17 protein-coding genes are annotated in these 23,193 nt (G+C 71.1%); 11 read left to right on the plus strand and 6 right to left on the minus strand.

Annotated elements, in window-relative coordinates:
- Positions 1-649 precede the first annotated feature (649 nt).
- Both ACQEVU_RS56675 and ACQEVU_RS56680 read right to left on the minus strand, forming a co-directional pair.
- On the minus strand, positions 650-1,456 hold the full coding sequence (locus ACQEVU_RS56675; RefSeq protein WP_433339512.1) for a lysophospholipid acyltransferase family protein: 807 nt from the start codon (positions 1,454-1,456) through the stop codon (positions 650-652).
- A gap of 5 nt (positions 1,457-1,461) precedes the next feature.
- Entirely contained in the window at positions 1,462-2,223 is a 762-nt protein-coding gene (locus ACQEVU_RS56680) for a GNAT family N-acetyltransferase (RefSeq protein ID WP_433339513.1), read from the minus strand.
- Between the two features lie 92 nt (positions 2,224-2,315).
- Between ACQEVU_RS56680 and ACQEVU_RS56685 the strand changes: the two genes are divergently transcribed.
- The 5 genes from ACQEVU_RS56685 to ACQEVU_RS56705 all read left to right on the plus strand — a co-directional run bounded on the left by ACQEVU_RS56685 (position 2,316) and on the right by ACQEVU_RS56705 (position 8,788).
- The gene (locus ACQEVU_RS56685; RefSeq protein WP_433339514.1) at positions 2,316-2,726 is read left to right on the plus strand and encodes a DUF3052 domain-containing protein; all 411 of its coding nucleotides are present in this window, start codon (positions 2,316-2,318) and stop codon (positions 2,724-2,726) included.
- Between the two features lie 81 nt (positions 2,727-2,807).
- A complete protein-coding gene (locus ACQEVU_RS56690; protein WP_433339787.1) occupies positions 2,808-3,737 on the plus strand; it encodes an ABC transporter ATP-binding protein in 930 nt (309 codons plus the stop codon).
- A complete protein-coding gene (locus ACQEVU_RS56695) occupies positions 3,734-4,642 on the plus strand; it encodes an ABC transporter permease (protein ID WP_433339515.1) in 909 nt (302 codons plus the stop codon). The genes ACQEVU_RS56690 and ACQEVU_RS56695 overlap by 4 nt, the downstream gene beginning before the upstream one ends.
- A gap of 214 nt (positions 4,643-4,856) precedes the next feature.
- A complete protein-coding gene (locus ACQEVU_RS56700; RefSeq protein ID WP_433339516.1) occupies positions 4,857-8,531 on the plus strand; it encodes a multifunctional oxoglutarate decarboxylase/oxoglutarate dehydrogenase thiamine pyrophosphate-binding subunit/dihydrolipoyllysine-residue succinyltransferase subunit in 3,675 nt (1,224 codons plus the stop codon).
- A 77-nt stretch (positions 8,532-8,608) separates the two neighbouring features.
- The gene (locus tag ACQEVU_RS56705) at positions 8,609-8,788 is read left to right on the plus strand and encodes a DUF6104 family protein (protein WP_433339517.1); all 180 of its coding nucleotides are present in this window, start codon (positions 8,609-8,611) and stop codon (positions 8,786-8,788) included.
- A gap of 413 nt (positions 8,789-9,201) precedes the next feature.
- Here the strand turns inward: ACQEVU_RS56705 and glpK are convergent, their stop codons facing one another.
- Positions 9,202-10,686, minus strand: coding sequence for a glycerol kinase GlpK (glpK, locus tag ACQEVU_RS56710; RefSeq protein ID WP_433339518.1), 1,485 nt, complete (start codon positions 10,684-10,686; stop codon positions 9,202-9,204).
- A gap of 98 nt (positions 10,687-10,784) precedes the next feature.
- On the opposite strand from glpK, the gene ACQEVU_RS56715 reads away from it, so the two are divergent.
- From ACQEVU_RS56715 to ACQEVU_RS56730, 4 genes are all read left to right on the plus strand, one after another.
- Complete coding sequence (locus tag ACQEVU_RS56715; RefSeq protein WP_433339519.1) at positions 10,785-14,144, plus strand: cyclic nucleotide-binding protein; 3,360 nt, start codon at positions 10,785-10,787, stop codon at positions 14,142-14,144.
- Between the two features lie 13 nt (positions 14,145-14,157).
- Positions 14,158-14,373: a hypothetical protein gene (locus tag ACQEVU_RS56720; RefSeq protein ID WP_345132159.1), complete on the plus strand. Its 216-nt coding sequence runs from the start codon at positions 14,158-14,160 to the stop codon at positions 14,371-14,373.
- 21 nt (positions 14,374-14,394) lie between these two features.
- Positions 14,395-15,471 carry a hypothetical protein gene (locus ACQEVU_RS56725; protein ID WP_433339520.1) on the plus strand — a complete coding sequence of 359 codons (1,077 nt, stop codon included), beginning with the start codon at positions 14,395-14,397 and terminating at the stop codon, positions 15,469-15,471.
- 120 nt (positions 15,472-15,591) lie between these two features.
- A complete protein-coding gene (locus ACQEVU_RS56730; RefSeq protein ID WP_433339521.1) occupies positions 15,592-15,963 on the plus strand; it encodes a hypothetical protein in 372 nt (123 codons plus the stop codon).
- A 15-nt stretch (positions 15,964-15,978) separates the two neighbouring features.
- On the opposite strand, the gene ACQEVU_RS56735 is transcribed toward ACQEVU_RS56730, so the two are convergent.
- From ACQEVU_RS56735 to ACQEVU_RS56745, 3 genes are all read right to left on the minus strand, one after another.
- The gene (locus ACQEVU_RS56735; protein ID WP_433339522.1) at positions 15,979-18,093 is read right to left on the minus strand and encodes a putative bifunctional diguanylate cyclase/phosphodiesterase; all 2,115 of its coding nucleotides are present in this window, start codon (positions 18,091-18,093) and stop codon (positions 15,979-15,981) included.
- A gap of 11 nt (positions 18,094-18,104) precedes the next feature.
- Positions 18,105-18,914, minus strand: a complete 810-nt coding sequence (locus ACQEVU_RS56740) for an SAM-dependent methyltransferase (RefSeq protein WP_433339523.1) — start codon at positions 18,912-18,914, stop codon at positions 18,105-18,107.
- A gap of 100 nt (positions 18,915-19,014) precedes the next feature.
- Positions 19,015-20,865, minus strand: a complete 1,851-nt coding sequence (locus ACQEVU_RS56745) for a bifunctional metallophosphatase/5'-nucleotidase (RefSeq protein ID WP_433339524.1) — start codon at positions 20,863-20,865, stop codon at positions 19,015-19,017.
- 238 nt (positions 20,866-21,103) lie between these two features.
- Between ACQEVU_RS56745 and ACQEVU_RS56750 the strand changes: the two genes are divergently transcribed.
- Both ACQEVU_RS56750 and ACQEVU_RS56755 read left to right on the plus strand, forming a co-directional pair.
- Positions 21,104-22,024 carry a glycoside hydrolase family 16 protein gene (locus ACQEVU_RS56750; RefSeq protein WP_433339525.1) on the plus strand — a complete coding sequence of 307 codons (921 nt, stop codon included), beginning with the start codon at positions 21,104-21,106 and terminating at the stop codon, positions 22,022-22,024.
- A 90-nt stretch (positions 22,025-22,114) separates the two neighbouring features.
- On the plus strand, positions 22,115-23,107 hold the full coding sequence (locus ACQEVU_RS56755; RefSeq protein ID WP_433339526.1) for an NAD-dependent epimerase/dehydratase family protein: 993 nt from the start codon (positions 22,115-22,117) through the stop codon (positions 23,105-23,107).
- Positions 23,108-23,193 lie beyond the last annotated feature (86 nt).

Consider the following 23,193-nt stretch of genomic DNA (forward strand, 5'->3'; position numbering starts at 1 on the left):
TCGCAAAACGCGATACATCGCGACTGTACCTCGCGACACACTCGCGTCTGCCCTTGCCCACGCTTCTTTTCGGGACAAATCGGACGGCCACGACCGCAACAATGCGACGGGAAACGCGATAGGGCTCGTCCGACGCGTGCCGAACGGCTCCTCGGGGGTGTGCGGCGAGGGCGGATTGCGCGGCGCCCGCGCGCGGTGGGGCGACGCGGGCCGAACTGTGCGGTGGGCCGGGCTGCGTCGCGGGCCGAGCTGTGTCGCGTGGCGGGCTGTACAGGTTGCGTCGCGTGGCGGGCTGTACAGGCTGCGTCGCGTGGCGGGCTGCACAGGCTGCGTCGCGTGGCGGGCTGCGTGGTGGACTGAGCTGCGTGGCGGGGAAGGCGCGTGGTTAGGCGAGGCGCGTGGCGGGTGATCGCCATCGGCGCACGACTCGGCCCGTGGACTCGCGACGGTGCAGGGCCTTGCCGCCTGGTGATGAGCGCGAACTGTCCGGACAATCAGCCCCAAAACGAAAAGTCGGGCACTCCGTGCCACGACTTTTCGGACTTTTCGCCTGACGCCGTATAAATCCGATAAGTCAGGCGCGCCAGCGCCGGACTTATCGGAAGCACACCAGGCAGACCAGCGGAGCGGGCGACGGCGGCGGCAGCGGTCAGGCCGCCACAACCGCCGTCGCGGCGCGAGCCAGGATGCGGCGTGGGTGCGTGGTGCGCTCGCACGGGGCCGGGTGCAGCTTCGGGTGTGCGCGCAGGCTGATCGACAGGTCGCGCGCCCCCAGCACGCGCTTCAGCGACTGCAGCAGCGTTTCGTCGCCGATGAACGCGGCCACCGTCGACACCACGCCGGCCTGGGCGAAGGTGAGGCGGACCGGCACCACGGGTACGCCCGCGTCGACCGCCGCCTGGAACATTGCCGGGCGGAAGGTGCCGCCCATGCGGCCGCACCAGGTCGTGCCCTCCGGGAATACTGCCACGACGCCGCCGGCGGCGATGTTGCGGCTCACCTCGGCCACCGTGGCCGGCAGGCTCTTCGGGCGGGAGCGGTCCACGAACACCGTGCCCAGCGTGGCGGCCAGGCGGCCGATGAGCGGCCAGGACCGCACCTCGTGCTTGGCCAGCAGGCGGGCGGGGGCGTGGGCCAGGATCACGATCACGTCGAGCCACGAGACGTGGTTGGCCACGAGCAGGGCGCCGCTCTGCGGGATCCGGCCCGAGGCGGAGTGCTTGATGCCGAGGCCGGCCAGGACCGCGCGGGCCAGGCCGCGCTGGGCGCGGACCAGCTGGCGCTGCGGCAGCAGGGCGAGGATCGGCACGGAGAGGCCCGCGAGGAGCAGTACCGCGCCGGTGAACACGATGCGCTTGAGCACGACGAGGCGCGAGACGACGCGGGTGGTCGGCTCCGGGAGGCAGTCGGTGCCGCAGGTCGAGCGGGGCAGCCAGAGGCTGTCCATGACAGCCATGGAGCTCACTCCTGTCCGAGGAAGTGACGCATGTACCGCGGGTTGACCCGGTCCAGCGACAGCAGCACGTAGAAGTCGGCGCAGTCGAAGTCGGGGTCGTGGGCCGGCGCGCCGCCCACCCACGCGCCGAGGCGCAGGTAGCCCTTGAGCAGCGCCGGGACGTCGACCTTGGCGGGCGGCTCGACGTCGGAGATCCAGGGGGTGCGGGGGCGCACGCGCCACGCCGAGGGCACCAGGTGCTTGCGCTGGGCCAGGTCCCACACGCCCGCGGCGGTCGTGCCGCCGTCGGCCAGGGGCACCGAGGCGCAGCCGCCGAGCCAGCGGTGGCCGTGCAGGTGCATGTAGCGGGCGATGCCGGCCCACATCAGGTTGATCACGGCGCCGCTGCGGTGGTCCGGGTGGACGCAGGAGCGGCCGGTCTCCACCAGGCCGCCGCGCAGCTGGTTGAGGCCGGTCAGGTCGAACTCCGTCTCCGCGTAGAGGCCGCCGGCGGCGGTCGCGCGGTCCGGCGGGAGCATCCGGTACGTCCCGACGACCTGACCCGTGAGCTCCTCACGGATGATCAGGTGGTCGCAGTACTCGTCGAAGGCGTCGACGTCGAGGTCCGGTTCGGCGCTGTGCAGGGTGGCGCCCAGCTCACCGGCGAAGACCTCGTGGCGGAGCCGTTGTGCGGCCCGGACCTGGGCGCCGTCGGTGGCCACCAGCAGGGTGTAGCGCTGCAAGTCGCCCAGGTCTTGCGGGCCGGCGGCGACGGCGAGAATCGTCATGCGTTCGGTGTAAGCGTCGACCCCTGCGGATGGCTGACACTCACAGGTTTCCCTGATGGCGCGCGGGTGAACTGTGGTTACCGTGGTCAGCCATGGCGGGATATTCAGGCACACCATTACCCAAGAAGCTCGGTGTCCACGCGGGACATCGCGTTCTGCTCGACGGCGCCCCGGCCGGGTTCGAGCTGACCGACCTGCCGGTTGACGTACTGCTGCACCGGCGGTCCGCCCCCGGGTTGTACGACATCATCGTGCTCTTCTGTCCCAACTCGTCCCGGCTGCGCCGCCGGTGGCCGGTCCTGCACCGGCTGACCCCGCCCGCCGGTGCGCTCTGGGTGGCGTGGCCCAAGCGGTCCTCCGGGCTGGCGACCGACCTCGACGAGAACGGTGTACGCGAATATGCCCTCGCCAACGGCCGGGTCGACGTCAAAGTGTGCGCGATCGATGACACCTGGTCAGGGCTCAAGCACGTGATACGGGTGGCGGAGCGTCCGGCAACATAGCGAAACCCGGATCTTCCCCTGAGACCTGCGTGCCGGGGGCGGACGGACTTGTCCGGACATGCCATATTGACGGCTTCACCTATTGGAGGGAGCGGCGCGTTGTCCAACGGACAGATCGTCGTCTCCGGCCTGACGAAGCACTACCGCAACGTCAGAGCCGTCGACAACTTGTCGTTCGTGGTCGAGCCGGGGCGCGTGACCGGCTTCCTCGGCCCGAACGGCGCGGGCAAGACGACCACGCTGCGCATGGTGCTCAACCTGGTCACGCCGACGGCCGGGACCGCGACGATCGGCGGGCACCGGTACGCCGACGTGGCCGAGCCGCTGCGCCTGGTCGGCGCGATCCTCGAGGCGTCCGCCGCGCACAAGGGCCGCTCGGCCCGCAACCACCTGCGCTGGGTCGCGGCCGCCGCCGGGCTCCCGGCATCGCGCGTCGACGAGGTGCTCGAGCAGGTCGGCCTGACCCCGGCCGCCAAGCGCAAGTTCAAGGGCTACTCGCTGGGCATGAAGCAGCGTCTCGGCATCGCGCAGGCGCTGCTGGGCGACCCGCAGGTGCTGATCCTCGACGAGCCGGCCAACGGCCTGGACCCCGAGGGCATCCGCTGGATGCGCGGCCTGCTGCAGGGCCTGGCCCAGCAGGGGCGCACCGTGCTGGTCTCCAGCCACCTGCTGTCGGAGATGGAGATCCTCGCCGACGACGTCGTGATCATCGCCGCGGGCAAGCTCGTCACGCAGGGCCCGGTCGACCAGATCGTCGGGCAGAACACCGTCCAGGCCTCGGTGCGCGTGCGCACCCCCAACATCGAGCAGCTGGTGACCGCGGTCCGCGCCGCCGGCGGGGTGATCAACCCCAACGGCAACGGCGCGCACCTGATCACCGGGCTGGACGCGCCGGCCGTCGGGCGGATCTCGCTGCAGGCCGGGGTCGAGCTGCACGAGCTCGTCGCCGAGCGCCCCGACCTCGAGCACGTCTTCCTGGAGCTGACGAAAGAAGGGGCGGGCATCCGATGATCCGGCTCATCCGCAGCGAGCTGATCAAGCTGCGTACCACGAACATGTGGTGGATCTTCATGCTGTGCTCGCTGGTCTTCATCGGCCTCGCGCTGCTGGTCAACATCGCGCAGGCGCACCAGGAGCTGCACGTGCAGAGCTGGGCCACCGAACCGCCGGGCCCGGGCATGAACGACGAACAGCGGGCCCAGTTCCTGCAGGACCAGCAGGCCGAGCGGGACCGGGTGGCGCAGGCGCGCACCGCAGCCGGGCTGGCCCAGCACGCGGCCAGCATCTACACGTCGGGTCAGTTCTTCGGCCTGATGATGGTGATGCTGCTGGCGATCCTGCTGATCACCAACGAGTTCTACCACCAGACCGCGACGGCGACGTTCCTGGCGACGCCGAAGCGGACCAAGGTCATCGTGGCCAAGCTGATCACCGGCGCCGCGATGGCGCTGGCCTTCTGGCTGGTCGCCACCGTGATCGACGTGATCGCCGGCTCGGTCTTCTTCGCGAGCGAGGACGTGAGCAACAGCCTCGGCAACTGGACGGCTCAGCAGGCGATGCTGTTGAACCTGCTGGTGTACGCGCTGTGGGCGATCTTCGGCATCGGCATCGGCGTGCTTCTGCGCAGCCAGCTCGGCGCCACGATCACCGCCGCCGTGCTGTACACCGTGGGCACCTATGCGTCCCTGGCCGCCCTGGCGCTCATCCACGAGTTCCTCATCAAGAAGGACTGGGTGATGCAGGCCGCGGTGTACGTGCCGCCGCTGGCCTCCGAGCACGTGGTCGGCGGGCTCTCCGGCCAACTGGGCGGGGTCGATCTGCCCGCGCGCTGGGTCGGCGTGGTGGTCCTGGTGGCGTACGCCATCGTCCTGGGCGGCATCGGCACGCTCATTACGCGCAAGCGGGACATCGCGTAACACTCGACTCAAGAGTTCGGCAAGATGCCGGTGCAAGATCTAGGACAGTTGTGGCCGCCATATGGCGGCCACAGTTGTAAGAGGGGACGACATGAGGTCGTCAAGATGGTCACTCCCGGCCCTGTCGGCGACGAACGAACGTTAGGCAGCGCGTAGCCTGGACCCGGACATCTGAACCCCTAGTACTCGCGTTTGGAAGAGGCGATCAAGAGCCGTGTCGACCCAAGCGACCAACTCGCAGGAGAACCCGCTGGCGGGATTTGGCCCGAACGAGTGGATCGTCGAGGACATGTACCAGCGGTACCTCGCCGACCCGGCCAGCGTGGACTCCGCGTGGCACGACTTCTTCGCCGACTACAAGCCCAGCCCGGACGCGGTCGCCGCCGAGGCCGCCCCTGCGCCCGCGCCGACGGTCACCAAGCCCGTTGAGGCGCCCGCCGCCCGGCCGGAACCGAAGGTCGCGAAGAAGGCCGCCCCCGCCGTGGCCGAGAAGCCCGCGCCGAAGAAGGTGGCGCCCGCGCCGGCCGGCGGCGCGAAGCAGATCCCGCTGCGCGGCGTGGCCGCCCGCATCGTGCAGAACATGGACGCCTCCCTGGAGGTGCCGACCGCCACGAGCGTGCGCGCCGTGCCGGCCAAGCTGCTGTCCGACAACCGGATCGTGATCAACAACCACCTCGCCCGCGGACGCGGCGGGAAGGTGAGCTTCACGCACCTGATCGGATTTGCGCTGGTCCGGGCGCTGGCCGCGCACCCGGAGATGAACAACAGCTTCGCCGAGGTCGACGGCAAGCCGGTCCTCGTGCAGCCCGAGCACGTCAACCTCGGCATCGCGATCGACCTGGCCAAGCCGGACGGCTCGCGCACGCTGGTCGTGCCGAGCATCAAGGCCGCCGAGACGATGGACTTCCGCCAGTTCTGGTCGACGTACGAGGACATCGTCCGCCGGGCCCGGCGCAACGAGCTGACCATGGACGACTACGCCGGCACCACGCTCTCGCTGACCAACCCGGGCGGCATCGGCACCGTGCACTCGATGCCGCGCCTCATGGCCGGTCAGGGCACGATCATCGGCGTCGGCGCGATGGAGTACCCGGCGCCCTACGCCGGCATGTCCGACGAGACCCTCGCCGACCTCGGCATCAGCCGGATCATCACGCTGACCAGCACGTACGACCACCGCATCATCCAGGGCGCGCAGTCCGGCGAGTTCCTGAAGGTCATGCACGAGCTGCTGCTCGGCGAGCACGGGTTCTACGACCAGATCTTCACCGCGCTGCGCATCCCGTACGAGCCGGTCCGCTGGGTGCGCGACGTCGCCCGCACGTCCGAGGGGCAGATCGACAAGGCGGCCCGGGTCGTGGAGCTCATCCACGCCTACCGGGTGCGCGGCCACCTCATGGCCGACACCGACCCGCTCGAGTTCCGCATCCGCCGCCACCCGGACCTCGACGTGCTCGAGCACGGCCTGACGCTGTGGGACCTTGACCGCGTCTTCCCGGTCGGCGGGTTCGCCGGCAAGCAGAAGATGAAGCTGCGGGCCGTCCTCGGTGTGCTGCGCGACTCCTACTGCCGGCGGGTCGGCGTGGAGTACATGCACATCATGGACCCGGAGGAGCGGCGCTGGATCGCCGACCGGGTCGAGAAGCCCTACGAGAAGCCCACCACCGAAGAGCAGAAGCACATCCTGAACCGGCTCAATGCGGCCGAGGCGTTCGAGACGTTCCTGCAGACGAAGTACGTCGGCCAGCGCCGCTTCTCGCTGGAGGGCGGCGAGTCGCTGATTCCGCTGCTCGACGAGATCCTGCAGAACTCGGCCGAGGGCGGCCTCGACGAGGTCGTCATCGGCATGGCCCACCGCGGCCGGCTCAACGTGCTGGCCAACATCGTCGGCAAGCCCTACGAGAAGATCTTCTCCGAGTTCGAGGGCCACCTGGACCTGAAGTCCGCGCACGGGTCCGGCGACGTGAAGTACCACCTGGGCATGACCGGCAAGTTCACGCACCCCGACGGCGAGCACGCCACCACCGTCTCGGTCGTGGCCAACCCGTCGCACCTGGAGGCCGTCAACCCGGTCCTCGAGGGCATCGTGCGGGCCAAGCAGGACAAGATCGACCTCAAGCTCGAGGGCTACACGGTGCTGCCGCTGCTCATCCACGGCGACGCCGCGTTCGCCGGGCAGGGCGTGGTCGCCGAGACGCTCAACCTGTCGCAGCTGCGCGGGTACCGCACCGGCGGCACGGTCCACGTCGTGGTCAACAACCAGGTCGGCTTCACCACCGCGCCGGAGTACTCGCGCTCGTCGCTGTACTCGACCGACGTGGCCCGGATGATCCAGGCGCCGATCTTCCACGTCAACGGCGACGACCCCGAGGCCGTCGTCCGGGTGGCGCGCCTGGCGTTCGAGTACCGCCAGGCGTTCAACAAGGACGTCGTCATCGACCTCGTCTGCTACCGCCGGCGCGGCCACAACGAGGGCGACGACCCGTCGATGACCAACCCGCTGATGTACGCGATCATCGACCAGAAGCGATCGGTCCGCAAGATCTACACCGAGGAGCTCATCGGCCGCGGCGACATCCCGATCACCGAGGCCGAGGCCCTGCTCAAGGACTACCACGAGCAGCTCGAGACGGTCTTCAAGGCCACCCGCGACGCCTCGTCGTCGCCGGCCGCGCGCCTGACCCGCCTGCGGGAGCCGGAGCCCGAGCCGGTGGTCGAGACCAAGATCGATGAGTCGGTACTGCGGGCGATCGGCGAGGCCCACGTCAAGCTCCCCGACGGCTTCACCCCGCACAAGCGCGTCCAGCAGCTGCTGGACCGGCGGGCCAAGATGGCCGCCGAGGGCGACATCGACTGGGGCTTCGGCGAGATCATCGCGTTCGGCTCGCTGGTCAACGACGGCGTCACCGTCCGCCTCTCCGGCCAGGACTCGCGCCGCGGCACGTTCGTGCAGCGCCACGCGTCGATCGTGGACGCCGAGACCGGCGCCGACTTCCTGCCGATGTCCACGCTGATCAAGGACAACGCGAAGCTCTTCATCTACGACTCGCTGCTGTCGGAGTTCGCGGCGATGGGCTTCGAGTACGGGTACTCCGTGGAGAACCCGGACGCCCTGGTCATGTGGGAGGCCCAGTTCGGCGACTTCGTCAACGGCGCCCAGTCGATCGTCGACGAGTTCATCTCGTCGGGCGAGGTCAAGTGGGGCCAGCTGGCCTCCGTCACGCTGCTGCTGCCGCACTCGCACGAGGGCCAGGGCCCGGACCACACGTCGGGGCGCCTGGAGCGGTACCTCCAGCTGTGCGCCGAGGACAACATGCGCGTCGCGGTGCCGACCACCCCGGCCAACCACTTCCACCTGCTGCGCCGCCAGGCGCTGTCGCCGAAGAAGAAGCCGCTGGTCGTCTTCACCCCGAAGTCCCTGCTGCGCCACCGCCTGTGCGTCTCGGGCGTGGAGGACTTCACCACCGGCACGTTCCAGACCGTCCTGGCCGACCCCGGCATCAAGGGCACGGCGCTGGACCCGGCCGCCGTGAAGCGCGTGCTGCTCTGCTCCGGCAAGGTCTTCTACGACCTGCTGCAGGCCCGCACCGACCGCGACATCACCGACACGGCGATCATCCGCGTCGAGCAGCTCTACCCGATGCCGATCGAGGAGCTGCGGGCGGCGCTGGAGCAGTACCCGAACGCCGAGGACTTCGCCTGGGTCCAGGAGGAGCCGGCCAACCAGGGCGCCTGGTCGTTCATCGCGCTGAACCTGCTCGAGCAGCTGCAGGGCGTGGGCCTGCGCCGCATCTCGCGCCCCGCGGCCGCCGCCCCGGCGGTCGGCTCGACCAAGCTGCACGACGCTGAGCAGCAGGCCCTGATCGAGGCCGCGCTGCCGAAGCGCTGACGATTCATCCGGTACCACCCGGGGCACGGCGCCGGCCGCCGTGCCCCGCCCCTTTTCCCGAAAGGCCCGTTCGCCTCATGTACTTCACGGATCGCGGCATCGAGGAGCTGGCCCAGCGCCGCGGCGAGGACGAGGTCACCCTCGAGTGGCTGGCCGAGCGCCTGCGCGACTTCGTCGACCTCAACCCGGAGTTCGAAACCCCGATCGAGCGCCTGGCGGTCTACCTGGCCCGCCTCGACGACGAGGACGAGGACTGATCCCCGTTCCGCGTTTTACCTGCTCGAGCCGCGTTTCCCGATAAGTCGGGCGCTGGCGCGCCACGACTTATCGCATTTTTCGCCTGTCGGGGCATAAATCCGACAGGTCGCGGCGCGGAGCGCCCGACATGTCGTTCGCGGACGCTGCTGGTGCGTGTCGTTCGCCGGCCTCAGCGGTGTCGCACCCCAAAGGCGGCGCGCACCCGAGCGGCGCGATTCCCGCACCCCAAGGGGGCAAAGACGCATTTCCGCTCCACGATCACGAAAAAGCGCGCGGACAAATCAAACGCAGCCATGATCGTGGAGAGAAAACGTCGTCCTGAGTGCATTGACTCTCCACGATCATGGCGAAATCGCATGATCGTGGAGAGAAATTGCGCAGCGCTCCAGGGGCCCGAGCCGTAGTGAGCCGGTCAGTCGGCCCAGCCGAAGGAGCGCTCCACTGCCCGCAGCCACAAAGCGTGGCCGCGGTCGCGGGCCTCCGCGGACATCGACGGTTCCCAGCGGCGGTCCACGTGCCACTTCTCGCGAAGGGCGTCCGTCGACGGCCAGAAGCCGACGGCCAGGCCGGCGGCGTAGGCGGCGCCCAGCGCGGTTGTCTCCGCCACCGTCGGGCGCACCACCGGCACGTCCAGCACGTCGGCCTGGAAACCCATCAGGAGGTCGCTCGCGGTCATGCCGCCGTCGACCTTGAGGGTCTCCAGGGGTACCGCGGACTCGGCCATCATCGCGTCGACCACGTCCTTCACCTGCCAGGCCGTCGCCTCGAGGGCAGCGCGGGCGAGATGGCCCTTGGTGACGTAACCCGTGAGGCCGGTGATGACGCCGCGGGCGTCCGGGCGCCAGTGCGGGGCGAAGAGGCCGGCGAACGCCGGGACGATGTAGCAGCCGCCGTTGTCGGAGACCGTCGCGGCGAGGTCGTTGATCTGCGGGGCCGAGGAGATCATGCCGAGGTTGTCGCGCAGCCACTGCACGAGCGAGCCGGTGATCGCGATGGAGCCCTCGAGGGCGTACACGGGATCGGCCGAGCCGATGCGGTAGCCGACCGTGGTGAGCAGGCCGCGCTCGCTGGCCACGGGGCGGGTGCCGGTGTTGAGCAGGAGGAACGAGCCGGTGCCGTACGTGCACTTGGCCTCGCCCGGCGCGAAGCACGTCTGGCCGAAGAGAGCGGCCTGCTGGTCGCCGAGCGCGGAGGCGACGGGCACGCCATGCAGCATGGTCCGCGCCTCGCCGTAGACGAAGGACGAGGAGCCGATCTCCGGCAGCATGACGCGGGGGATGCCGAAGGCCGCGAGCAGCTCGTCGTCCCAGTCCAGCGTGGTGAGGTTCATGAGCATGGTGCGGCTGGCGTTGGTCACGTCGGTGACGTGCCGGCCGGTGAGCTTCTCGATGAGCCAGGTGTCCACGGTGCCGAAGTGGATCTCGCCGGCCTCGGCGCGCTCGCGCAGGCCGGGGACGTTGTCCAGCAGCCAGACCGCCTTCGGGGCGGCGAAGTAGGTCGCGAGGGGCAGGCCGCAGCGGTCGCGGAAGCGGTCGGGGCCGGCGTCGCCGGCCAGGGAGCGGATGACGGCGTCGGTGCGCGTGTCCTGCCAGACGATGGCGGGGTGCACCGGCTCGCCGGTGCGGGCGTCCCACAGGATGGTCGTTTCACGCTGGTTGGTGATGCCGATCGCGGCGACGTCCGCGCGGGAGAGGCCGGCCTGGTCCAGCGCGCGGGTCGACACCGCCTGGACGTTGTGCCAGATCTCGACCGGGTCGTGTTCTACCCAGCCGGGGCGGGGGAAGCTCTGGTGGTGTTCGCGCTGGTCAAGCGCCACGATGGCGCCGTCGGCGTCGAACACGATCGCACGGGTGGAGGTCGTGCCCTGGTCGATGGCGAGGATGTACACGCCTGTCATCTTCGCCGAAGCATTGTCACGTTCGGGACGCAACCTTCCGGCGCGGCGGAAACCCGCCTAGAGTCCGTGGCCGGAACCGTGCCTGAACAGGAGCGACAGTGGCCGTCATCGAGACGCGCATCAGTGTCTGGGAGGCCCTCGCGGGGCGTGCCCCCGGTGTACCGTCCGGCCCTTCCGACGTCGGACTGTGGCACGCGGTGTCCGACCGGCTCAACCCCGCCCGCGCCCGCCCGCTGCTGCGCGACGGCGTCGAGGCGGTCACGCTGACGTCGGCCCGCGGCGTCGAGTACGTGATGCTCCGCTCGCCGGACAGCGGCGAGTCGAGCTACCTGCGGCTCGCGCCGGACGAGTTCAAGCTCGCGCAGCTCATGGACGGCAGCCGGACCGTGGCCCGGCTCGTGGCCGAGTTCGCGCGCATCTCCGGCCGGCTCGCCCCGGACCAGGTGACCCGGGTCGTCGCCGATCTCGCCGGCAACCGCATGCTCGCCGAGCTGCCGGTCGACGCCTTCCACGGGATGCAGAAGGTGCACCGCCGGCCGTGGCCCATCCGGCTCGGCAAGGCGCTGCTGGCCACCGCGCAGGGGCGCCGGGTCGTGCTGGCCAAGGTCGACCCGTTCGTGACGCTGCTGTACAAGGCCGGCGGGCGGCTGTTCTTCACCCGCGTCTTCGCGGTGCTGGCCGGGCTCGTGGCCGTGGCGGGGCTGGGCGTGTTCGTGTGGAACTGGTTCCGCGCCGACCAGTCCGTGTTCCTCACCAACGACTCGTACTTCGCCGGCGCCCTCGTCCTGCTCGGCCTCAACGTGCTGGCGCTGGCCTGCCACGAGCTCGGGCACGCGCTGGGCGCCAAGCATGCCGGGCGGCGCGTGCCGGTGGCGGGCTTCCTGGTGTACTTCGGGATCCCCTCCGTCTTCGTGGACACCACGGACGTGTGGATGGCCGGCCGGCGGGCCCGCATCGTGACCACCGTGGCCGGCCCGGCGACCGGCCTGATCCTCGCCGGCACCTGCCAGATCGTGGGCGTGTTCTTCCCCGAGCTGGAGCCGTGGACGTTCAAGCTGGCCTTCGCGTGGTACCTCAACGCGCTGTTCAACCTGAACCCGTTCATGGCGCTCGACGGGTACTACCTGCTCATGGACTGGCTGGAGGTGCCCAACCTGCGGGCCCGCGGCCTGGCCTGGGTGATCGCGCGGCTGCGCCGGCGCCCGCCGCGCTTCTCCGAGCTCGACCGCGAGGGGCGCCTCGTCGCGCTGTACGGCATGCTCGCCGTCATCTGGATCGCGATCGCGGTCAACCTCATCTATCGGGTGTACACCGACCGCGTCGCCGGCGTCGTGACGGGCCTGTGGAACGCGGGCTGGCTCGGGCGTGCCCTGCTGGTCGTGGTCTGCGCCGGACTGTTGTCGCCCCTGGTGTACCTCTTCATGGGCTGGCTGCGCCGCCGCGGACGGCGACTGCGCGACCGGCTGGGGGAGCGCAAACTGGTGCGCGACGAGCCGCGGCGCTTCGCGGCGCTGAGCGGCTCCGCGCTGTCGAGCCTGCCGCCGGAGGCCCTGGCGAAGCTCTCCGAGCACGCCCGCTGGGTGCACCCGCGCACCGGCGAGCAGCTCGTGTTCGCCGGCGCCGCGCAGTCCATGGTGTACGTGGTGGTCGACGGCGCCCTGGAGGCCCGCCGCCCCGGCGACCCGACCGGGACCGTGCGCGAGCGGGTCGGCCGCGGCGGCGTCGTGGGCCTGGCCAACGCGCTGACCGGCGCCCCGGCCGCGCTCGGCTGGACGACCGCGGGCACCACGCTGCTCTCGATCCCGTCCACGGCGGTCGCCTCGGCCGTCGGCCCGCTGCCCGGCCCGCCGCCGGTCGAGTGGGCCGAGCTGGAGACGCTGGTCGGCGAGACGCCGGCGCTGCAGAACCTCGGCCCCGAGGACCGCCTGGGCCTGCTCACCCGGGCCCGCCCGATGCACCTCGGCCCCGGCGAGCCGGTCGTGCTGCGCACCGGCAACGACGCGCTCGTGGTCGAGTCCGGCTCGCTGCAGCTGCCCGAGGGCGCGGAGCTGCACCGCGGTTCCATGATCGGCCCGTACGGCGACGGCTCGCCCGGCCAGGTCGCCACCGCCCGCACGCCGGCCCGCGCGTGGCTGCTGCCCGCGGTCGCCGGCCTGCCGCTGCTGCTCGGCCGTCAGGCGGACACGATCCCGGCCGGCGGCCGCCGCCCCGTGGCCGGCGCGCACCCGCCGTCGATCTACCCGCCGCTCGCCGCTCCGCCCGGCCCGCCGGCCCCCGCCGACGACACCGTCGACCGCCGCTTCGAGCGCAAACTGTGGTGGCTGCTCATCCTGCTGCTGCTCTTCGCGCTGTTCCTGACCGGCGCCAACCTGTTCACCGGCCCGGTGTGGGCCGAGATGCCGACCGACAGCGCCCTCGTCACCGTCACGCGGGGCGGCGCCACCGTCCGCGTCAACGGCGAGGACCGCCCGCTGAGCCGCAACGGCAAGCTGTACGTCCAGCACGGCGACTCCGTGCGCGTCAACGCCAAGTCCACGGCGACCCTGACGTTCCGCGGCGGCAGCGCCACGGTCCTGTGCGCCGGCGTCGACGTCGGCATCGGCGACCTGGTCAGCGGCCAGCAGACGCCGATCGAGCCGAGCGCCGCCCTGACCCTGACCGGCGGCCGCCTGCTGGTCGACACCACGAGCACCACGACCGCGTTCAAGCCGCTGAACCTCACCGTCGGCGACGTCAAGAACGAGGGCGCGGCCCGCTTCGCGCTCTCGGCCGGCAACGACCCGGAGGTCGGCCGCGGCATCGTGAAGCTCAACGGCGAGGTCGTCGAGCCCTACAACCAGGCCGACCTGACCTGCGGCGACGGCGTGGCGCTGCCGAAGCCCGGCGGCACCCCGACGGTGTACCCGTCGCCGACCGACAGCCCGTCGGACCTGCCGTCGCCGAGCGACTCCCCGTCGGAGTCGCCGTCGGCCTCGACGTCGCCGTCCGCGACGCCGACCCGCAGCCGCACGCCCACCCCGACCCGCACCACGGCCGGCCCGACGACCGGCGCCCCGCCCACCACGACGACCGCGCCCCCAGCGGACACCACGCCGCCCACGGTCGTCGTCCGGGCCGCGCCGAGCGGCATCTACCACACCTACGGCGGCAATCCCTGCTGGAACGGCGCGCAGCCGCCGTCGACGCCGACGACGTCGTCGGTGACCGTCGCCGGTTCGGACAACAACGGCGCGGCGGGGCTCACAATCCGCACGCTGACCTACACGTTCGAGGGCAAGACGCAGTCGTTGAAGTACTCCGGCGGCAGCGGGAAGTGGTCGGCCACGCTCGGGCCGTTCCCGGGCCAGGGATCGGACGACACCATCACGATCACCGCGGTGATCGCCGATGCCGCGGGCAACGTGTCCAAGGCTGCGAGCGCTACCGTGACCATCTACTCCTGCGTCATCATCGGCTGAAAAGGGAGCGCACGTGCTTTGTTGGTTCTGTGCCAAGGCGGCGCGGGGGTCGTGCCGGTTCTGCGGGCGTGGGCTGTGCGAGGACCATGCCAAGTTCGGCCCCTACCTGCTGGAGGTGCACCGCTCGCAGCGCCGCGGCCGGGCCGAGGGCCTCGTCGTGGAGGACGCGGTGCAGTGCGGGACCTGCCGTCCGCGGCCGCAGCCGATTCCCATGCCCGAACTCGACTGATCGCATAACTGGGGGATAGTCATGTCCGACTTCGACGAGGTGCTCGAGCGCCTGCTCGGCGACCCGGCCTTCAAGGCGCGGCTGGCGGCCGACCCGCAGGGCGCGCTGGCCGGGTATCAGCTGACCCCCGACGAGCTGGACATCCTGCAGTCCCAGATCGGCGAGGCCGGCGGGCAGGCCCACGTCGAGCAGCGCACCAGCAAGGCCAGCATGTTCGGGGTGTTCTCGGCGATCGGCTCCGGCCTCGACGACGTGCTGCACGGCGGTGGTCACGGCCACGGGTTCGCCGTCGGCCACGGCGTCAGCTCCGGCGGCGCCGAGGCCGGGCGGGGGATGCACGACGTCGTCGAGCAGTACGGCGGACGGCACACCGCCCCCGAGCCCACCGGCGCCGGCGGGCACGGCGGCCTCTTCGGCGGCCACATGGACGACATCCCCCAGGGCGGCCGGCACGCCGGCATCGAAGAGGTGCACACCGAGTCGTCGCACACGGAGTACCACCACGAGTCCCACCGCGAGTCCGGCACCGTGTACCGCTCGAGCGGGTACACCGGCGGCGGCGTCCCGCACGAGGCCCCGACCGGCGCCGAGAGTGTCGGGAGCGCGCTGTCGGGCGGCGGTGGCCAGGACGTCGGGGCCGCGCTGCCCGGGGGCGGCGCGCAGGGCGTGGCGAGCGGCCTGGCCGGCTACAGCGGGGTGGGGACGTCCGGCGGCGGCATCGGCGCCGGCCTGGGCGATCTGGCCCAGCACGCCGGCCAGCACCACGGTGGCGGCATCGGCGGCGGCCTGGAGGGCCTTGCGCAGCACGTCGGCCACGGCCAGGTGCCCGGCCAGGCCCCGACCGACGGCTACCACACGCGCGTGGACTGGGACGGCGACGGCCGCTGGGACCAGCACACCTACGTCAACCGCGCCGACGGCGGCGTGGACATCGTCGTCGACACGGACGGCGACGGCCGCGCGGAGTTCATCGGCCACGACACCAACCGCGACGGGCTGATCGACTCCTCCGAGATCGACACCAACCACGACGGGGTCATGGACGCCCGCTACGAGGACACCAACGGCGACGGCTGGCTGGACCGCCGCACCCGCTAGAGCACCGGCCCGGCGGGCCGGGGCACAGCGTGGCACGTTTCCGGGAGCAGGCGCGGGAGATCGGAACCTACCGTTCTAGAGGTACCTCACCAGAGGGACTGAAAAGACCGGGAGCAGGTTATGAGCGACTTTGACCTCGACTGGGGCATGGAGCACGATCTCCACGTCGACCATGACGGCGGAGTCGACCATGTCCTGGCGGGAGACCACGGGTACGACCACCAGCACGACCTCCAGCTTGAAGATGCCGATTCGCACGATATCCACCACGATGACCTGCACGACACCGACCTGGGGGAGACCGGCGAGCACCAGCACGACGAGCCGCTCGGGCTCGACGAGCCGGACCTCGACCTCCCGCAGTGGCAGCTTGACACCGATTTCCTGGACGGCCACTACGACCTGGTCGGGGCCGACCCGCACGAGCACGACATGTGGTCGCAGTTCATGACGGACATGCACGAAGAGGTCAATCCGTACGCGGCCAACTAGCAGGAGCGGCCGGCCTCAGTTCGCCAGGTTGATGGCGGACGCGGGGCCGGCCGCGGCGTAGTACCAGCCCTGCGCGGTGTCGCAGCCCAGCTCCTGCAGCCGCGCCGCCTGCTCGGCGGTCTCCACGCCCTCGGCGGTCACGCTCAGCTTGAGCGTGTGGGCCAGGCCGATGACGGCCGCGACGATCTCCTGGTCGACCGGGTCCGGGCGCTCCGGCGGGCGCAGGCCGGCGACGAACGAGCCGGCCAGCTTGAGGCTGTGGACGGGCAGGTTGCGCAGGTACGCGAAGTTCGAGTACCCCGTCCCGAAGTCGTCGATCGCGATCCGCGGCCCGAGGGCGGCCAGGGCGTTGAGCGCCTCGATCGGGTCGCCGCCGGTGCTCATGACCGCGCTCTCGGTGAGCTCCAGCTGCAGGCCCTCGGGCGGCAGGCCGGTCTGGTCGAGGATGGCCCGCACGTCGCGAACGATCGTGCGGTCGCGCATCTGGCGCACGGCGAGGTTGACGCTCATGACGGGCGCCCGATCGCCGACCGCCCGGCGCCACTCCGCCGCCTGCCGGCAGGCCTCGTGCAGCACCCAGCGGCCCAGCGGCACGATGAGCCCGGTCTCCTCGGCCATGCCGATGAACGCGTCGGGGCCGAGCACCCCGAAGCGCGGGTGCCGCCACCGCACCAGCGCCTCCACGCCGATCGTGACGCCGTCGCTGAGGCGGACCAGCGGCTGGTACTCCACGAAGAACTCCCGCCGCTCGAGCGCCGCCGGCATGCTCGCCGACAGCTCGTAGCGGGTCACCTCCTTCGCGTGCCGCTCGGCGTCGAAGAGCGCGAAGCGGTTGCGCCCGTCGGCCTTGGCCCAGTACAGCGTGGTGTCGGCGGCCTTCATCAGCTCGCCGGTGCTCATCCCGCGCAGCGGCTGCTCGACCACGCCGATGCTGGCCGAGATGCTGATCTCGTGGCCGCCGACGTGGACCGGGGCGCGCACCGTGTCCAGGGCCTTCTGGGCGACCGCGACCACGTCGGCGATGCCCCGGCAGCCCTCGACGAGCACCACGAACTCGTCGCCGCCCATCCGCGCGACCAGCTGCCGGTCGCCGCTGATGGAGCGGGACAGGCGCCGGGCCACGGTCTGCAGCAGCTGGTCGCCGATGTCGTGGCCGAGCGTGTCGTTGATGACCTTGAAGCCGTCGACGTCGAGGTAGCAGACGCCGACCCGGGCATCGTCGTCCGCGGCGTCCTCGAGCAGGGTCGTGAGCCGCTCGAAGAACAGCGTGCGGTTGGGCAGCTGGGTCAGCGGGTCGTGCAGGGCCTGGTGGCGCAGGCGCACCTGCAGCAGGTGCCGCTCGGTGATGTCCTCGAACATGGCGACCAGCCAGCGCGGGCGGCCGTCCTCGTCGCGGATGACCGAGGCGACCAGGTCGGTCCAGACCCGGTGGCCGTCCCGGTGCACGTAGGGCTTCTCGATGCGGAACTGGTCGCTGCCGCCGGAGAGCATCTCCTCGAACATCGCGCCGGCCGTGGGCGGGTCCTCGGGCAGCACGAAGTCCTCGAAGGACATCGCGCGCAGCTCGTCGGCGCTGTACCCGAGCATGTCGCACAGCGCCTGGTTGACCTCGATCACCTGCCCGTCGACCGTGCTCACGCTCATGCCGATCGCGGCGCCGGCGAAGATCGCCTGGAAGCGGGCCTCGCTGACCCGCCGGCCCTCCTCGGCCCGGGCGCGGGCCCACAGCGCGGCGGTGCGGATCTCCTCCTGCTCGTCGAGGACCCGGTCACGCAGCGCGAGCGCGTAGCCGGAGGCGAGCGCCCCCTGCACCTGCGCGACCCGTTTCACCGGCGCGTTGCCGAACTGCTCGGCGAGCACGGCCAGGGTGCGCTCGAGCGTGGTCGGCTCGGTGAAGTGCGCGGCGACCAGCGTCGAGCCGACCTCGCGCACGTCGGCCGGGTCGAAGACCTCGGTGGTCAGCGCGTGGATGATCCGGGTGGCCAGGCTGGTCAGGAAGTCCTGGACCTCCAGGCCGTTCATCGACACGTAGCTGGTGCCGGCGATGGCCAGCGACCAGGCGCGCGCCATCCGTTCGGCGGCGCGATGCGGGCGGTCCCACGACGTAGGCGTAGGGCTGATGGCGGTCATGATCGATCGGGCTAGTCCTTGCGGGCGACGGCGGCGCAGTTGATCGCGCCGCCCACATTCAGCGCCGCTTCCTCGCCGTCCGGGCGCCACTGCTGGGTGGCCACGACGCCGGGCTCGAGCAGCGACAGGCCGCCGAGCAGCTTGGCGATCTCGTCCTTCGAGCGCAGGATCAGCGGGGTCGGCGAGTTGCGGTACATCCGGTAGGCGTCCTCCTCGGCCGGGTTGAGGGCCCGGTCGTAGCCGATGTGCGAGAGGACGACGTGGCTGCCGCGCACCCCGGCCTCGGCGTAGCGGGCGACGATGCCGGCCGGGTCCTCCTCGTCGAGGACGAAGTGCAGCACCGCGACGAGCAGGAACGCGATCGGCTCGCTGAAGTCGAGCAGGCCCCGCACCTCCGGCTGGGCGAGCACCTCGGCGGGGTTGCGCAGGTCGCCGGCGACGACGGCCGTGCCGGGCACGTCGGCGAGGATGGCCCGGCTGTGCGCGACCGCCACCGGGTCGTGGTCGACGTAGACGACGCGGGCGTCGGTGACACCGGCGTCGGCGATGACGTCGTGGACGTTGCCGACGGTCGGGATGCCCGAGCCGAGGTCGAGGTACTGCCGGATGCCCGTTGCGGCCAGTCCGTGCACGGCCCGGCGCAGGAACGCCCGGTTGCTGCGGGCGAGCCCGGCCACGGCCGGCATCACGCGCAGGACCTGCTCGCCGAAGGCGCGGTCGGCGGCGAAGTTGTGCGATCCGCCGAGGTAGTAGTCATAGACCCGGGCCACGCTCGGCCGGTCGAGGTCGACGTCCGCAGGAGCCCAGCTGGGACGGTCCACAGATCAACACTCCTCGACCTTGTCGGCTGGCGGCGCCTGCGAGCATACGTGCGGGCGGGCGGCGGGGAAACCCAGCCGCCCGCCCGGGACGCCTGAAATGTCAGGCGACCAGCGTGTACCGGTTGGCCGGGCCCGGCGCGATGGGGCCGGTGGCCAGGTAGGAGGTGAGGGCGTCGACGTCGAAGCCCGGCGCGGTGACCCGGCCGGTGCCCTTCGCGAGGTTCAGGAAGCCGTCGCCGCCGTTGGCCAGGAAGTCGTTCGTGGTCACCTTGTAGGTGGCCGCCGGGTCGAGGGCGACGCCGTTGAGCTGGATGTTGCTGATCTTCGACCCGGCCGGGGCCGAGCGCGTGATCGTGTAGGTGAAGCCGTCCGACACCTGCAGCATGCGCTGGACCGTCTGGCCCTGGAAGCCCACGAACTGCTGCTCGAGGACGTCCTTGATCTGCGCACCGGTGAACGACTGCGTCACGACCAGGTTGTTGAACGGCTGGACCGTGAAGGCCTCGCCGTAGGTCACCTGGCCGGGGGCCTCGCCGCCGGGGCTGTTGCCGTAGATCAGCGACGCCCGGATGCCGCCCGGGTTCATGAACGCGATCTGGGCGCCCGCGGAGGCCTTGGTGTAGGCGAGCTGGGCGTCGGCGATCACGTCACCGAGCGGAGTCTCGCCCGAGGCCGCCTGTGTGGTGGTGATGTCGGCGGTGATGCTGCCGATGACCTTGTTGGCCAGCGGGGCCACCGCGACGCGGTACTTGTCGGCGATCGTCTTGATCTTCGGGTCGACCAGGGCGGTGTTGCGCACCGGGGTGCCGGTCGCGTCCTTCTGGTAGGTCCCGTCGGGGTTCTTCACGCCGTTGTCGACGATCACGTTGGTGGCCGACGCGTCGACGAACTTGCGGGTCTTCTTGTCCAGCGTGATCCGGATGTCGCTGACCAGCGTGCCGGCCGTGCCCGCGCTCGTGACCAGCGAGTTGGCGCCCGAGGAGTTGGGCAGCTCGCAGGTGTAGAAGCGGTGGGTGTGGCCGGAGACGACCACGCCGTACGCCGGGTTGAGGCCCTTGGTGATGTCGGTGATCGGGCCGGCGAAGTTGGCGCAGCCCGACGGGTCCAGCGGCGCGGGCGGGCTGCTCTGCATGCCGCCCTCGTGGACCACGAGCACCATGGACTTGATGCCGAGCCAGCCGAGGATCGTCGCGTACTTGTTGGCCGTCTCGACCTCGTCGTGGAAGTCGACGTTCTTGATACCGGCCGGGTTGACGATGCCCGGGGTGGCCTCGAGCGTCATGCCGACGTAGGCGACCGGGACGCCTTCGTAGAGCCGGATCGTGAACGGCAGCAGGATCGGCAGGCCGTTGGACTTGTTCGTCACGTTGGCGGCGAGGTACGGGAACTTCGCGCCCGCGAACCCGTCGCCGTCCTGGCAGCCGTCGGTCGGGTGGCAGCCGCCGAACTGCATCCGGTAGAGCTCCGTGACGCCCTCGTCGAACTCGTGGTTGCCGACCGAGGCGAGGTCGACGCCCATGGCGTTGAGGACCTCGATCGCCGGCTCGTCGTGGAACGCGGCGCTGACCAGCGGCGAGGCGCCGATGTTGTCGCCCGCCACGACCGTGTCGCTGTTCTTGACGCCGTCCTTCTTGGCGGCGTCGCGCAGCTTGGTGAGGTACGTGCTGAGGTACTCCGAGCCGCCGGCGGGAACGCCGTTGATGAGCCCGCCGCTGCCGGTCGGCGGGTCGATGTTGCCGTGGAAGTCGTTGAAGCCGAGCAGCTGCGCGGTGACCGTCGGGCCCGCCTTCTGCGTGAAGGCGACCTTGGCCGGAGTCAGCGGCGTCCACCGGCCGGCGTCCGGAGCGGAGCCGCTCTTGGCTAATGGCAGCAAGGCGACCACCGCGACGGCGAGCGCGGGCACCGCGAGGTGCTGCGCGATCCGCCAGCCGCGGGCGCGGGGCTGGGCCATATTTCTCTCCCTGGTGGTTGGACACACATGCGTCGACCTGCATCCTTCCGAAGACGTCGATCGGGCGCGAGCACGACTGGTCGTCGGATTGGTGTCCTGCGGGTAAAGGAGAGGGTTGCTCATCCAGGTATCGGAATCCGCCGCACGAACGGATATGAACGCTCTGCGACGATGCGCTACCCGTAGGTATCGGGTACGTTGCCCGGGAAGGTACACCGCGTGTGCGGAGGCGGTCACCATGTTCAGGCGAGTCACGGCCGTGCTGGTCGTCGTCGCGTCGACCGTGTTGACCTTTCCCGATCGGGTGAATGCGGGCGATACCGTCGGCTGGCGGCCGGTGTTCTCCAACTCCTTCGACGATCCCGGCGCGCTGCCGCCGGGCTGCTCGGCCTACGACGGCGCGCCCGAGGGCGCCCAGGCCAGCTATTTCCGGCCCGAGGCGGTCACGGTCTCCGACGGGCACCTGCGCCTGGCGCTGCACCGGCGCACCTACGGCGGCAGGCCGTTCGTCACTGGCGAGCTGCGCTGCGCGGGCGCGGCCCAGCAGTACGGCCGCTACGAGTTCCGGGCCCGGGTGCCGGTCGGCGCCGGGATCGAGTCGGTGGCGCTGCTGCGTCCGGTCTCCGTGGCCGACGCCGGGATCGCCGCCCGGCACGGCTCGCAGCTGGAGATCATGGCGAAGCCGGGCGCCGAGCAGGCCGTGGTCAGCAACGGCGACGGCAGCGCGACCACCACGAAGGTCCTGCCCGGCCCGTTCAGCGACTGGCACACCTACGTGATCGAGTGGGCGCCGTCGGGCTTCTGCGTCTACGTCGACTCGAAGCGCCGCTGGCTCGACCCGGCCGTGTCCACCGAGCCGCGCTGGTTCGGCTTCGCCGTCACGACCGGCGACCGGGCCGGCACGCCGGGCTCCTCGACGACCCTGCCGGCCGAGTTCCAGATCGACTACCTGAGGATCTGGGCGTTCGAGCCGAACGCGTCGGCGGCTCCCGCCGGACCATCCACAGTGGAAGCCGCGCCGGGCGCCGAACCGCCGGTTTCGCGCCATTGGTCGCTGTGGCTGGCCGCGATCGCCGTAATCGCCTCGGCCCTGGCGCTGTTCGCCTTCGTGATCCACAAAACGCGCCCGCACCGCCCGCCGTCCTCGCATCGGGCGTGATCTTCGTCGAAAGCGGCTGTTCGTTCACAGCGGATCCGCCGGGCGCGAACGGCGCCGATGTTTCCGCTTCGGTACGGCAATGCTCGGTCGATGAAGATCCTCGTTCTTGGTGGCACCGTGTTCCTCGGCCGTGCCGTCGCCCGGCAGGCCCTCGCCGCCGGCCATGACGTCGTCTGCGCCGCCCGCGGCGAGTCCGGCGAGCCGGTGGACGGCGCCCGGTTCATCCGCGTCGACCGCGACGATCCGGGCGGCCTGGCGGCCCTCGACGGCGCCTTCGACGCGGTCGTCGACGTCGCCCGGCACCCGCACCACGTCCGGCACGCCGTCGCCGCGCTGGCCGGCCGGGCCGGGCACTACACGCTCGTGTCCAGCGGATCGGCGTACGCCGACGTCGCCACCCCCGGCCAGCGCGCCGCCGGCGCCCCGCTGCTGCCGCCCGGCTACGACGACGACCCCCGGGCCGATGCCGAGTCGTACGGCCGCGCCAAGGTCGCCTGCGAGCGGCTCGCCGCCGAGGGCTTCGGCGCCGGCCGGACGTTCCTGCTGCGCGCCGGCATGATCGTCGGCCCCGAGGACCCGACCGGCCGCTTCGACTACTGGGTGCGCCGCTCGGCCCGCGGCGGTGAGGTGCTCGCCCCGGGCGGCCCGGGGGAGGCGGTGCAGCTCGTCGACGTGCGCGACCTCGCCGACTGGATCATCCGGGCGGCCGCGGACGGGCTGGCCGGCCCGTTCGACGGCATCGGGGCGCCGATGACCCGCCAGGAGTTCCACGACGGCCTCGGCGCGGGCGTCGGCGTCACCCAGTCCCTCACCTGGGTCGACCAGGAGTTCCTCACCGCACACGAGGTCGCGCCGTGGGCCGCCCCGCGGTCGCTGCCGTTCTGGCTGCCCCTGCCGCAGTACGCCGGGTTCATGAGCCGCGACGTCACCCCTTCGATCGAGGCCGGCCTGCGCATACGCCCCCTCGCCGACACGGTCCGGGACACCTTCGCGGCATTTCGTGACGCAACACACATCGATGCGAAACACGGACTGGGTATCGACGAGGAGATCGAGCTGTTGCGGGAATGGCACGCGGGGTAGTTCGTTCAGCCAAAAAGCTGTCATACCGCCGACAGCTGCCGACGTAAGAGGGTCCCACGGCGGCGTTCCCAGGGAACTCACAGCGA

This window comes from Dactylosporangium sp. CA-139066 (assembly GCF_050936175.1).
Lineage (GTDB): Bacteria > Actinomycetota > Actinomycetes > Mycobacteriales > Micromonosporaceae > Dactylosporangium.